At 64.0% G+C, this 12531-nt stretch carries 10 protein-coding genes, 4 tRNA genes and 1 pseudogene; 2 read left to right on the forward strand and 13 right to left on the reverse strand.

The features are described 5' to 3' along the window. Both HP547_RS14500 and HP547_RS14505 read right to left on the reverse strand, forming a co-directional pair. Positions 1-258: pseudogene (locus HP547_RS14500) on the reverse strand (1-aminocyclopropane-1-carboxylate deaminase); the annotation flags it as partial. A gap of 135 nt (positions 259-393) precedes the next feature. After that, the gene (locus tag HP547_RS14505; protein WP_172286664.1) at positions 394-2430 is read right to left on the reverse strand and encodes an NADPH-dependent 2,4-dienoyl-CoA reductase; all 2037 of its coding nucleotides are present in this window, start codon (positions 2428-2430) and stop codon (positions 394-396) included. A 267-nt stretch (positions 2431-2697) separates the two neighbouring features. Here HP547_RS14505 and HP547_RS14510 point away from each other — a divergent pair, with 267 nt between their 5' ends. Both HP547_RS14510 and HP547_RS14515 read left to right on the forward strand, forming a co-directional pair. Continuing rightward, positions 2698-3816, forward strand: coding sequence for a nitrilase-related carbon-nitrogen hydrolase (locus HP547_RS14510; RefSeq protein WP_172218577.1), 1119 nt, complete (start codon positions 2698-2700; stop codon positions 3814-3816). 4 nt (positions 3817-3820) lie between these two features. Further along, on the forward strand, positions 3821-4861 hold the full coding sequence (locus tag HP547_RS14515; protein ID WP_172218578.1) for an AraC family transcriptional regulator: 1041 nt from the start codon (positions 3821-3823) through the stop codon (positions 4859-4861). A gap of 249 nt (positions 4862-5110) precedes the next feature. Here the strand turns inward: HP547_RS14515 and HP547_RS14520 are convergent, their stop codons facing one another. The 11 genes from HP547_RS14520 to HP547_RS14570 all read right to left on the reverse strand — a co-directional run. After that, positions 5111-5956 (reverse strand): DUF2242 domain-containing protein, encoded by an 846-nt coding sequence (locus HP547_RS14520; RefSeq protein ID WP_172286665.1) that lies wholly within the window; start codon positions 5954-5956, stop codon positions 5111-5113. 201 nt (positions 5957-6157) lie between these two features. Then, positions 6158-6234 (reverse strand) — tRNA-Asp (locus tag HP547_RS14525). A 141-nt stretch (positions 6235-6375) separates the two neighbouring features. After that, a tRNA-Asp gene (locus tag HP547_RS14530) sits at positions 6376-6452 on the reverse strand. Between the two features lie 100 nt (positions 6453-6552). Further along, a tRNA-Asp gene (locus tag HP547_RS14535) sits at positions 6553-6629 on the reverse strand. Positions 6630-6694: 65 nt separating this feature from the next. After that, positions 6695-6770 (reverse strand) — tRNA-Val (locus HP547_RS14540). Between the two features lie 115 nt (positions 6771-6885). Beyond that, positions 6886-7656: an SDR family oxidoreductase gene (locus HP547_RS14545; RefSeq protein WP_172218583.1), complete on the reverse strand. Its 771-nt coding sequence runs from the start codon at positions 7654-7656 to the stop codon at positions 6886-6888. After that, a complete protein-coding gene (locus HP547_RS14550) occupies positions 7656-8867 on the reverse strand; it encodes an O-succinylhomoserine sulfhydrylase (RefSeq protein ID WP_172218584.1) in 1212 nt (403 codons plus the stop codon). The genes HP547_RS14545 and HP547_RS14550 overlap by 1 nt, the downstream gene beginning before the upstream one ends. Before the next feature lie 16 nt (positions 8868-8883). Then, on the reverse strand, positions 8884-10389 hold the full coding sequence (gene purF / locus HP547_RS14555; protein WP_172218585.1) for an amidophosphoribosyltransferase: 1506 nt from the start codon (positions 10387-10389) through the stop codon (positions 8884-8886). A 42-nt stretch (positions 10390-10431) separates the two neighbouring features. Further along, positions 10432-10989: a CvpA family protein gene (locus HP547_RS14560; protein WP_172218586.1), complete on the reverse strand. Its 558-nt coding sequence runs from the start codon at positions 10987-10989 to the stop codon at positions 10432-10434. A gap of 244 nt (positions 10990-11233) precedes the next feature. Continuing rightward, positions 11234-11866 carry an SPOR domain-containing protein gene (locus HP547_RS14565; protein ID WP_172286666.1) on the reverse strand — a complete coding sequence of 211 codons (633 nt, stop codon included), beginning with the start codon at positions 11864-11866 and terminating at the stop codon, positions 11234-11236. Then, on the reverse strand, positions 11850-12531 hold a 682-nt coding region (locus tag HP547_RS14570), incomplete at its 5' end, for a glutamate ligase domain-containing protein (RefSeq protein ID WP_372242894.1). The genes HP547_RS14565 and HP547_RS14570, both read right to left, overlap by 17 nt.

Here is a 12531-nt window from a genome sequence, read left to right on the forward strand (position 1 = left end):
GGTGGCAAAGCCGAAGCGCTTGCCGGCGGCGGCAAGCGCGTGCAGGTGGTTGGAATGGTTGCCGCCGAGGCTGATCAAGCCCGGGGCTTTGCTGTTGCCAGCTTGCTGCAGATGATGGCGAAGCTTGAACCACTTGTTGCCGCTGATCAGCGGGTCGATCAGGTCCAGGCGGAGGATCGCGGCTTCAACCCCGCCGTGTTGCAGCCAATGCAGGCTCAGGGGTTGCAGGGGGGCTGGGGGAAGCTCGAGTGCATGCATGCATCGCAGTTTACAGGGAAATCGGGTCGCTTTGCGCCCATCGCCGACAGGCCAGTTCCCACAGGCCTGAAAAGCTACGCGGTACCTGTGGGAGCTGGCTTGCCGGCGATGGGCCGCATAGCGGCCCCGGCATCCTCAAAGCTCAGCCGCCAGTCTCGACCCTTGATTGATCGCCCGCTTGGCATCCAGTTCGGCCGCCACATCAGCCCCGCCTATCAAGTGCACCGACTGCCCCTGCGCCACCAGCCCTTCCTGCAGTTCGCGCAAGGGATCCTGCCCGGCGCAGATCACCACGTTGTCCACCGGCAGCACCTGCGGCTCGCCGTCCGCCACGCGAATATGCAAGCCGGCGTCGTCAATACCCAGGTATTCGACACTGCTCAGCATCTGCACCCGCTTGTTCTTCAGCCCGGTCCGGTGAATCCAGCCGGTGGTCTTGCCCAGGCCATCACCCACCTTGGATTTCTTGCGCTGCAGCAGGAATACCTGACGCGCCGGGGCATGCGGCTCGGCCTTGATCCCGGCCACACCACCGCGCGCTTCAAGATGGCGATCGATGCCCCACTCCTTCCAGAACGCATCACGGTCCTGGCTGGTGGCCACGCCCTGGTGTACCAGGTACTCGGAAACGTCAAAACCGATGCCGCCCGCACCAATCACCGCAACCGCCTTGCCCACCGGCTTGCGCTCGAGAAGCACATCCAGGTAGCTCAGCACCTTGGCATGCTCGACCCCGGGAATGGCCGGGGTGCGTGGGGCGATACCGGTGGCCAGGATGATCTCGTCAAAGCCACCGTCTACCAGCGCCTGGACGTCGACACGGGTATTCAGGCGCAGGTTCACGCCCGTGCTGGCCACCTTGTTGCGGAAGTAACGCAGCGTTTCATTGAATTCCTCCTTGCCCGGCACGCGCTTGGCCACGTTGAACTGCCCGCCGATTTCGCTGGCGGCGTCAAACAGGGTCACCGTGTGGCCACGCTCGGCCGCCACCGTGGCCGCAGCCAGGCCGGCCGGGCCTGCGCCGACCACGGCAATACGCTTCACCTGCCGCACAGGCAGGTAGTTGAGTTCGGTTTCATGGCAGGCACGCGGGTTGACCAGGCAGCTGGTCAGCTTGCCGCCGAAGGTGTGATCCAGACAGGCCTGGTTGCAGCCGATGCAGGTGTTGATGTCATCAGCCCGGCCGGCGGCCGCCTTGTTGACGAAATCCGGGTCGGCCAGGAACGGCCGAGCCATCGAAACCATGTCCGCATCACCCTCGGCCAGCACCGCCTCGGCCACCTCGGGGGTGTTGATGCGGTTGGTGGTGATCAACGGAATGCTCACCACGCCGCGCAGCTTGGCGGTAACTTTGCTGAACGCCGCGCGCGGCACCTTGGTGGCGATGGTCGGGATACGCGCTTCGTGCCAGCCGATGCCGGTGTTGATCAGGGTCGCGCCAGCCTGCTCGATGGCCTTGGCCAGCAGCTCGATCTCGTCCCAGGTGCTGCCCCCCTCCACCAGGTCGAGCATCGACAGGCGGAAGATGATGATGAAATTCGGCCCCACCGCGCCACGCACCCGGCTGACGATCTCGACCGCCAGGCGCATGCGGTTCGCATAACTGCCGCCCCAGCGATCGGTACGGTGATTGGTATGGGCAGCGAGGAACTGGTTGATGAAGTAGCCTTCCGAACCCATGATCTCGACGCCGTCATACCCCGCGCGCTGGGCCAGCACCGCGCAATTGACGAAGTCGGCGATCTGCTTCTCGATGCCCGCTTCGTCCAGTTCCTTGGGCTTGAACGGGTTGATCGGTGCCTGGAGCGCACTCGGCGCCACTTGGCGCGGGCTGTAGGCATACCGCCCGGCATGCAGGATCTGCAGGCAGATCTTGCCATCGGCAGCATGTACCGCCTCGGTGACAATGCGGTGCTTGTCGGCCTCTTCTTCGGTGCTGAGCTTGGCCGCACCGGAGTACACCCCACCCTCATCGTTGGGCGCGATACCACCGGTCACCATCAGGCCGACGCCACCACGGGCGCGCTCGGCAAAATACGCCGCCATGCGCTCGAAACCACCGGGGCGTTCTTCCAGGCCGGTATGCATCGAGCCCATGAGCGTACGGTTACGCAAGGTGGTGAAGCCCAGGTCCAGCGGTGCGAGCAGGTGCGGGTAGCGGTCGGCGGCCATGGAAAGGTCCCCAGGTGGCGTGATCACGGAATGCGGGTGCCTCACCGGGCCCCGTCGATTGTCTGTCAGCGACATTAAACAGCCGTTTGAATCTGCTCAATGATCTTAACTCACAAGTTCATGACCCTATCGAACAGCTGGTCGCGCAATTGTCCCGGTGGGGTATCCTTGGTGGCGTCGATAGCAGGTTATGAACAAATGACCTTCCGCTGGCAGACGGTTTGCTCGTACCCTTGTCACGGTTTCAACTGAAATAGACACGGTTCAATGCGAAAACTCCTGGCAAGCGCCTTGGCGCTGGTGATGATCGCCGCCCTTTGCGGCTACGGCTTCTGGACCCAGCAGCGCCCGGAAGGCCACTACCTGTCCGACCTGCGCATCGAGCTGGCACTCAACCATGGGGTGCCAGGTGAGCGCGGCAACCTGCTGGGCGTCGAGCCACTGCTCTACCCCAGTGATTACCAGAACCTGCAGCGCCTGCACCGCAAGCTGGCCGCTTACCTGGAGCAGGCGCGTGCCCACGGGCTGGTCAGCCCACGCACAGTGGTGGTGCTGCCGGAGCACATCGGCACCTGGCTGTGGGCGCGCGGTGAGAAAAACGAGCTTTACCAGGTGACACAAAGCCGCGAGGCCCTGCAATGGCTGGAGCTGAGCAACCCGCTGCGCTACGGCCTGGCCATGCTCGGCAGCGACGGCGACGACTGGCGCGCCGATGCGCACCTGCGCATGAAGGCCGAACAGATGGCGGCGGACTACCAGCAACTGTTCGGCGGCCTGGCCAAGGAGTTCGGCGTTACCTTGGTAGCCGGCTCCATCGTGCTGCCTGCGCCCTATGTGAAACACGGCGTACTGCATGCCGGCCGTGGCCCGCTGTTCAACAGCAGCGTGGTGTTTGCCGGTGACGGCTCGCTGCTGGGCGAGCCCCAGCGCCAGCAGTTCCCCGACAGCGAAATGCGCCGCTACGTTCACGATGGCCGCCAGCACCCGTTGCAGGTCGTGCAAACCCCTGCCGGGCGCCTGGGCGTGCTGGTGGGCAGCGACAGCTGGTACCCGCAGAACCACCAACAGCTGGCACAGCAGTCGGTACAGCTGATTGCCAACCCGGTGTTCCTGACCGGCAAGGGCAGCTGGGACGCGCCGTGGCGTGGCAATCGTCATCAGCAGGCCAGCAACGGGCTTGCCTTGCAGCGCGGCGAAGTCAGCGAGCGCACCGCCTGGCAACGCCTGACCGAGGCAGCCGGAGCCAGCGTCAGCAGCATCAGCGTGTTCATGCGGGGGCAGTTCTGGGAACAGGCCGGTGATGGCCAGGGCTTTGCACGCCAGTCGGGTGAGTTGCTGGCGGGTACGCCAAGCCCCGGCGCCCGCCTGCTGAACCTGTGGTTGTAGGCCCATGCCCCGCCCCCGCGTGCGCCTGGGCGACCTGTCGGTCGGCTTTGTCCAGCCGCTGAGCGAAGCCCTGCTCCAGCTGGGCCATGACCCCGAGCCGCTGCTGCGCCGCTATGGCCTGGACGCGGCACGCCTGGGTACAGCGGGCGCGCGCTTGTCGATCCCCCGCTACATGCACCTGGGCCACGCCGCCATCGAACTGTGCGGGGAGCCTGCGCTGGGCCTGTACATGGGGCGCCTGAGCCGCCTGGCGCATGCCGGCCTGGCCGGGGTCACTGCGGCCCAGGCGCCCACCCTGGGCGAGGCGGCGCGTACCCTGCTGCGCTTCGAGCCGCTGTATGCGGCCAACTACCGTGGGCACTCCAGCTTCCATGAAGATGCCCACGGTGCCTGGCTGCGCTTCTACTCCATCAGCCCTTACAACGCCTACAACCGCTTTGTGGTCGACTCGCTGCTGGCTGGCTGGCTGGCACAACTTGCGGACCTGGCCGGTACGCCGGTGCACGCCGAACGCCTGGAAATAGAATTCGCCGCGCCCGCCTATGTTGCCAGTTACCAGCCCCTGTGCAGCTCACCCGTGCAGTTCAATGCCGACGGCAACCAGCTACGCCTGAGCCAGGCTACGCTGCAGCTGGCCAACCCACGGCATTGCCCGAGCACCTGGCAGCACCTGCTTCAACTTTGCGAGGGCGAGTTGCAGCAGCGCACACGGGTGCGCAGCCTGGGTGAGCGCATCACGCACCTGCTTGGCCCGCTGCTGCATGGTGGCCGTGAACCGGACCTGGAAGAAGTGGCGCTGCACCTGCAACTGCCGACCTGGACGCTACGCCGCAGGCTGGCCGAGGAAGGCACGCGGTTTCGCGACTTGCTCAGCGAAACACGGCGCGACCTCGCCGAAACCTACATCCGCGATACGGAGCTGGCCTTCGGCGAAATTGCCTATCTGTTGGGATTTGCGTCGGCCGAGGCCTTCCAGCGCGCGTTCAAGCGCTGGACGGGCCTTACGCCGGGGGAGTTCCGCCGCAGCCAGCGGCGGGCGGGCTAAAGCTCGGTGGCGTCGTCAGCCGGTTCCGGGGTGTCCAGTTCGTAAGCCTGGGTTTCGAGTAGTTCTTCCTGGTATTCATCCATGGCCCTGCGTCCTCTTGCTCATTTTATCTTGGTCGGTATCGCCTTCAACCTAAGCAGGTAGGGTGAAGAAATGATGACAAGCTTATGAGTGGTAAACGTAGCAGGTGTTCCGGAAGTTATCGCCGCGCGTCTGTTACAGAAGTTGTGTACGTTCCGCACCGGTCGATCAAAGAGAGGGGGAAGCGGCTTCGGCAGGCTGCGCGTCTTGCTGTACCTGAATCGGCGCCGCATCCGCGGGCGGTACCACAGGCTGCGAGCCTTGGCTGTCATCCACTACTGGCGCCGCTACCGCCTCAGTGGCCGGTGCAGCAGCCTCAGGCACCGGTGCCGCTTCAGGGGCTGGGGCTGGGGCTGGAGCCGGAGCCGGAGCCGGAGCTGGAGCTGGAGCTGGAGCTGGAGCCGCAACAGCCTGCTCGGGCAGGCCGAGGGTCACGGTCGGCTTTTCGGCCTTGGGCGCCTCGGCCTTGGGCTTGTCCACTTTCTTCGGCTTGGGCAGGTAGCTCTCCACCAAAGCGAAATAGCGGTCATAGAACTGCGCCGCCGTCACCGTCTCGCTGGCCACCTTGACCATCGAGTCGTCACTGGAGCCGATCGGCATCGACACCGAACCGAGCACCCCCACACCCAGGCTGGCAGAGGTGTTGGACTTTTTCAGCGCGTAGCGATCCTGCAGGGCGTTGGCGAACATGGTCGAGCGCTGCTCGTCACTCGCGTCCGGTGCGCAGGTGACGTTGAAGCTGATCTGCAGGTGATTGTCGCTGTTCTGCTGAAAGCTCTTGTTACCCACCACCTGGTTGGCGCCGCTGTTGGTGATGATGTAGCCCTGGCTGAGCAAGGCACGCCGGGCGGCCTCGCAAGAGCCGGCGTCGCTCACCGGAAAGCTGCGCGAGTAGGTGCCCGAGTCATCGAAGTTCTCGTGCTCGTAGACGGCGGCCTTTTTCGAAGAGCAACCGCTCACCCCCGCCAGCACCAGGGCCAGCCCGAGCGCACCAAAGACGGAAGATCTGGTCATTGCGAATTCCGGGTATGTCGAGAAGGTGCCTATTGTGCAACACAGCAGGCAGGCACAGGAACCGCTGGTCGGTGAAGAACCTGTCAGGTTGGTGTAAATCCGGGTAAAGACAAAGGATCGCCAGGTGCAGAAACGAAAAAAGCGACCCGAAGGTCGCTTTTTTCGTAGCTTCAAGGCGTTCAAGGGGCCTTGAGGCGAAGATGGCGCAGCGGACGGGACTCGAACCCGCGACCCCCGGCGTGACAGGCCGGTATTCTAACCGACTGAACTACCGCTGCGTATCATTCAGGCTTGCGCCCGATTGAAACCTGGGTCTACCCTTCCGGCGCAGTGGCCTCAGGGCAGGCACAAAAAAAGCGATGACGTGATCGCTTCCTCTGTGTGTGCTTCAAGGTGTTCTAGGGACCTTGAAACGAAGATGGCGCAGCGGACGGGACTCGAACCCGCGACCCCCGGCGTGACAGGCCGGTATTCTAACCGACTGAACTACCGCTGCGTATCGTTCAGGCTTGCGCCCGATTGAAACTGGGATCAGCCAAAGGCAATTTGCCTTGTGGCTTCAGACCGGTGCCAGGCACCCATCTGTTACTTGAAAATGGCGCAGCGGACGGGACTCGAACCCGCGACCCCCGGCGTGACAGGCCGGTATTCTAACCGACTGAACTACCGCTGCGCAGTGCATTCCTCTCCGGCATTCAGCTTCTTGCGAAACCGTTTGCACCAGGAACTCTCAGGAAGTGGTGGGTGATGACGGGATCGAACCGCCGACCCTCTGCTTGTAAGGCAGATGCTCTCCCGGCTGAGCTAATCACCCCGCGATGTTGCTTGTTGCGTTTGCTTCGCTGAGGCCGCGAAATTTACGCAGGTGGCGAAGCTAAGTCAATAGCCCCATTGAATTTTTTTCAAAAAGACAGGGCAGAGCATCACGCTCAGGTGTAGATCATCTTGCGGGTCATGCCGCCATCGACCACAAACTCCTGGCCGGTGACAAAAGCCGCCTGACGCGACAACAGCCAGGCCACCATGGCCGCTACATCTTCGACGGTCCCTACCCTGCCCGTGGGGTGCTGGGCATGGTCGGCTTCGGTCAACGGCTCGGCACGGCGCTGTGACGGGTCGCGGGCGTCGATCCAGCCCGGGCTCACCGCATTGACGCGGATCTCCGGGGCCAGGCTCATGGCCAGCGCATGGGTCAAGGCCACCAGGCCGCCCTTGCTCGCCGCATAGGCTTCGGTGTCAGGCTCGGACTGGCGCGCCCGGGTAGACGTCAGGTTGACGATCGCCCCATTGTGCGCACGCAGGTACGGCGCACAATGCTTGGCCAGCAGCATCGGGCCGTTGAGATTGACCGCCAGCACGCGGTTCCACTGCGCCAGGCTGAGGCTTTCGAGGGTCTGGTTGTGCGGGTTGGCGATGGCCGCGTTGCACACCAGCGCGTCCAGGCGTCCAAACTGGCCCAACACCTCGGAGACCCCGGCGCTGACCTGGGCCTCGTCGGCGACATCCATGGTGATGAACCAGGCATTGTCGCCCAGGGCCTTGGCCGCCTTGGCACCACGCGAGCGATCAAGGTCGCTGAGCACCACCTGCCAGCCTTCGCAGATCAGCCACGCGGCAATGCCCAGGCCGATGCCGCGGGCGGCACCGGTTACCAAGGCTACCCGGCCGTTGTGGCCGGGCACAGCGCCGCCGATCTCCATCACAGCGCGGCCAGCCCACGCGCCAGGTCGGCCTGCAGGTCGGCCACGTCTTCCAGGCCCACGGCAACGCGGATCAGGCTGTCGCGGATACCTGCGGCTTCTCGCTCCTGCGGCGACAGGCGGCCGTGGGAGGTGGTAGCCGGGTGGGCGATGGTGGTCTTGCTGTCACCCAGGTTGGTGGTGATCGAAATTACCCGGGTAGCGTCGATGAAGCGCCAGGCGCCTTCCTTGCCACCCTTGACCTCGAAGCTGACCACCGCACCAAAACCACTCATCTGGCGCTTGGCCAGTTCGTGCTGCGGGTGGCTCGGCAGGCCGGCGTAATGCACCTTTTCCACGCCATCCTGCTGCTCCAGCCATTCAGCCAGCGCCTGGGCGCTTTCGCAGTGCGCGCGCATGCGCAAGCGCAGGGTTTCAAGCCCCTTGGTGAAGATCCAGGCGTTGAATGGGCTGAGGGTGGGGCCTGCGGTACGCAGGAAGCCCACCACTTCTTTCATCTGCTCGGCACGGCCGGCAACCACGCCGCCCATGCAGCGACCCTGGCCGTCGATGAACTTGGTGGCCGAATGGAACACGATGTCGGCGCCCAGTTTCAGCGGCTGCTGCAGCGCCGGGGTGCTGAAACAGTTGTCGACCACCAGCATGGCCCCACGAGCATGGGCAATTTCGCTGAGGGCGGTGATATCGACCAGCTCGGCCAGCGGATTGGATGGCGACTCGACGATCAGCAGCTTGGTATTGGCTTTTATGGCCTGTTCCCAGCCACCGAGGTCGACCAGAGGCACATAGTCCACCTGCAGGCCGAAGCGCTTGAAGTATTTTTCGAACAGGCTGATGGTCGAGCCGAAGACGCTTTGCGACACCAGCACATGGTCGCCGGCACTGCACAGCGACATCACCACGGCCAGAATCGCCGCCATGCCGGTGGAGGTGCCCACGGCCTGCTCGGCGCCTTCCATGGCCGCCAGCCGCTCCTCGAAGGCGCGTACGGACGGGTTGGTGTAGCGCGAGTAGACGTTGCCCGGCGTTTCACCGGCAAAGCGCGCAGCAGCATCGGCTGCCGTGCGGAACACATAGCTGGAGGTCAGGAACAGCGCTTCGCTGTGCTCGCCCTCCGGTGTACGGTTTTGACCGGCGCGTACCGCCAGGGTGTCGAATCCGACACCCTCGAGGTCGCTGTCCAGTCGCCCGGCATCCCATTGATCCGTCATGCCGTCGCTCCCTGAATCAGTTGTTGTAGAGGTCGATGATCGCGCTGACCGCCTGGTGCTTGACCTTGGCCAGGTCATTACGGGCCTGCTCGATACGCTCGAGGTAGGCTTCGTCGATATCGCCGGTGACGTACTCACCGTTGAATACCGCGCAATCGAAGTGATCGATCTTGATCTTGCCGCCACCGACCGAATCGATCAGGTCCGGGAGGTCCTGGTAGATCAGCCAATCGGCGCCGATCAACTCGGCCACCTGGTCGGTGGTACGGTTGTGGGCGATCAGTTCGTGAACACTCGGCATGTCGATGCCGTAGACGTTGGGGTAGCGTACAGCCGGGGCTGCGGAGCAGAAGTAGACATTCTTGGCGCCAGCTTCACGGGCCATCTGGATGATCTGCTTGCAGGTGGTGCCGCGCACGATCGAGTCGTCCACCAGCATCACGTTCTTGCCGCGGAATTCCAGCTCGATGGCGTTGAGCTTCTGGCGCACCGATTTCTTGCGCGCGGCCTGGCCGGGCATGATGAAGGTACGGCCGATGTAGCGGTTCTTGACGAAGCCTTCGCGAAACTTCACGCCCAGGCGATTGGCCAGCTCCAGCGCGGCCGTGCGGCTGGTGTCCGGGATCGGGATAACCACGTCGATATCATGCTCGGGGCGCTCGCGCATGATCTTGTCGGCCAGCTTTTCACCCATGCGCAGACGGGCCTTGTACACCGAGATGCCATCGATGATCGAGTCCGGGCGCGCCAGGTACACGTGCTCGAAGATGCACGGCTGCAGTTTTGGCGCTTCGGCGCACTGCTTGGTGAACAGCTGGCCGCCTTCGGTGATGTACACCGCTTCGCCCGGGGCCAGGTCGCGGATCAGGGTAAAGCCGAGCACGTCGAGGGCCACGCTTTCGGAGGCGATCATGTACTCCACGCCTTCGTCGGTGTGGCGCTGGCCGAACACCACCGGGCGGATGCCGTTAGGGTCACGGAAACCGACGATGCCGTAGCCGGTGATCATCGCCACCACGGCGTAACCGCCGACGCAGCGGCTGTGCACGTGGGAAACTGCAGCGAATACGTCTTCCTCGGTGGGCTGCAGCTTGCCGCGCACCGCCAGCTCATGGGCGAACACGTTCAGCAGCACTTCCGAGTCGGAGTTGGTGTTGACGTGGCGCAGGTCGGACTCGTAGATCTCCTTGGCCAGCTGCTCGACGTTGGTCAGGTTGCCGTTGTGTGCCAGGGTGATGCCATACGGAGAGTTGACATAGAACGGCTGGGCCTCGGCCGAGGTCGAGCTGCCCGCAGTCGGGTAGCGCACGTGGCCGATGCCGATGCTGCCGACCAGGCGCTGCATGTGGCGCTGCTGGAACACATCGCGCACCAGGCCATTATCCTTGCGCAGGAACAACCGGCCGTCATGGCTGGTCACGATACCGGCAGCGTCCTGGCCGCGGTGCTGGAGGACCGTAAGCGCGTCATACAGCGCCTGATTGACGTTCGACTTACCGACGATACCGACGATGCCACACATGCGACGCAACCCCTACTTTGACGAAACTTGAGTGAATAGCGCTCAGGGCTTAGCAGGCCCGAGCAACTGTTCCTTGAACGGAAGATCAGCGGGAGCGCTGATCAGTCCACCGGGCGTCCATTGGCCGGTAAAACCCAGGATCAGGTTTTTCGACCAGTCGGCGACCAGGAGAAATTGTGGTATCAGGCGTGATTCCTGCCACCAGGTATCTTGTTGCACCGGCCCCAGGCTGATCAGGCCTATGGCCACCACCACCAGCAAAGCCCCGCGCGCGGCACCGAATGCCATGCCCAGGAAACGATCGGTGCCGGACAATCCGGTCACGCGGATCAGCTCGCCGACCAGGAAGTTGACCATGGCCCCCACCAGCAAGGTGGCGACGAAAAGAATGGCGCAGCCAGCGATGACGCGCATCGATGGCGTCTGGATATAGCTCTCAAGATACACCGAGAGCGAACCGCCGAACATCCAGGCAACCGCACCGGCAATGATCCAGATGAGCAAGGACAAAGCCTCTTTGACGAAGCCGCGCTTGAGACTGATCAGTGTGGAGACGGCGATGATCGCGATGATCGCCCAATCAACCAGGGTAAATGCCACGGTGCTGCCTGCAGACGTTTGAGGCGGCGCATTTTACCAGAGCGCAGGGCTGGGAGTAAGCGGAATGTCAGCTGGATTGGTGTTTGCTTCATCGCCGGCAAGCCAGCTCCCACAGGGATCGCGCAAGCTTCTGGAATCTGGGGAAAACAGCTGCTTCCACCGGGATTGCACATGGCTTGAGGCCGATGCGGTCGAGGTGGGAGCTGGCTTGCCGGTGATGGGCGGCATAGCCGCCCCGCGGCTATCAGCTGCGCTCGGGCTGGAAGCGCACGACAAAGCCCTTGAGACTGTTCTGGCGGTTGACCGCATCACGCACGCGCTCGGCCTCGGCCCGCTCGATCAGCGGCCCGACGTACACCCGGTTCATGCCACCCGCCGAACGGATATAGGCGTTGTAACCCTGGCTACGCAGGGTTTGCTGGAGCTTTTCTGCCCCTGCACGGTTGGACAGGCTGGCCAACTGGATAGACCAGCTGACCGGCAAGCCATTGACATCGATCTTCGAGGGCGCTGCAGCCTTGGCCTCGACTTTAGCTGCAGGTGCCGACGCCTGCGGCTTGACCGGTTGGGCCTGGGCCTGAGCCTGCGGCGACGGCGTGATCGGCTGGCTGGGGGGGCTGGCCGGTGCCGTCGACTCGTTGACCACCACCGGCGCCGGTTGCGGTTCTTCCGGAATCACCTGTGGCTCCGGCACGGCGACCGGCTCTACCTTCACTTCCGGCAAGCTGGGCATGGCCGGTGCCTGCGGGGCCTCGACGTGCACCTGGCGCATCTCGTCCTCGCGGGTGAACAGCATGGGCAGGAAAATCACCGCCAGCGCCACCAGCACCAGCGCACCCACCATGCGCTGTTTAATCCCTTTATCCAGCACTGCCATCTACTCCACCCTCATGGGCGTGCCGCTCCAGCCATTCCAGCGCCTGGGCAACACAGAAAAACGAACCGAACAGCAGGATCTGGTCATCCGCCGTCGCCTGCGCGCATTGCCCCTCAAGGGCGGCGTCGACACTGGCATAAGACTTCACTGCGGCGCCGAGGTTCGTCAAGGCCGTAGCCAGTTCTGCAGCCGGGCGGCTACGCGGGGTATCCAGCGGCGCCACGGCCCAGTGGTCGACCAGGCCCTGCAGCGGCGCGACAACACCGCCCAGGTCCTTGTCCGCCAGCAGGCCGAACACCGCCAGGCGGCGCCCCTTGAGCGGCCGGGCTGCCAGGCGTCGGGCCAGGTACTGCGCAGCATGGGGGTTATGCCCCACATCCAGCAGCAGCTCCACCGGCTTGCCCTGCCAGCTCAGCACCCGGCGGTCGAGGCGACCGGTGATGCGGGTATCCAGCAGCGCCTGGCGAACCTGCCCTGCGTCCCAAGGCAGGCCCATCAACAGGTAAGCCTGCAAAGCCAGGGTAGCGTTTTCCATGGGCAGGTCGAGCAGCGGCAGGCCGCCTAGTTCGACTTGCGCGCCATCGGCCGCAGTCCCGCGCCAGCTCCAGCTGCCATCGGCGCTACTCAGGTCGAAGTCACGCCCGCGCAGGAACAACGGCGCGGCC

It is taken from the genome of Pseudomonas sp. CM27, from assembly GCF_013179515.1.
Taxonomy (GTDB): domain Bacteria; phylum Pseudomonadota; class Gammaproteobacteria; order Pseudomonadales; family Pseudomonadaceae; genus Aquipseudomonas.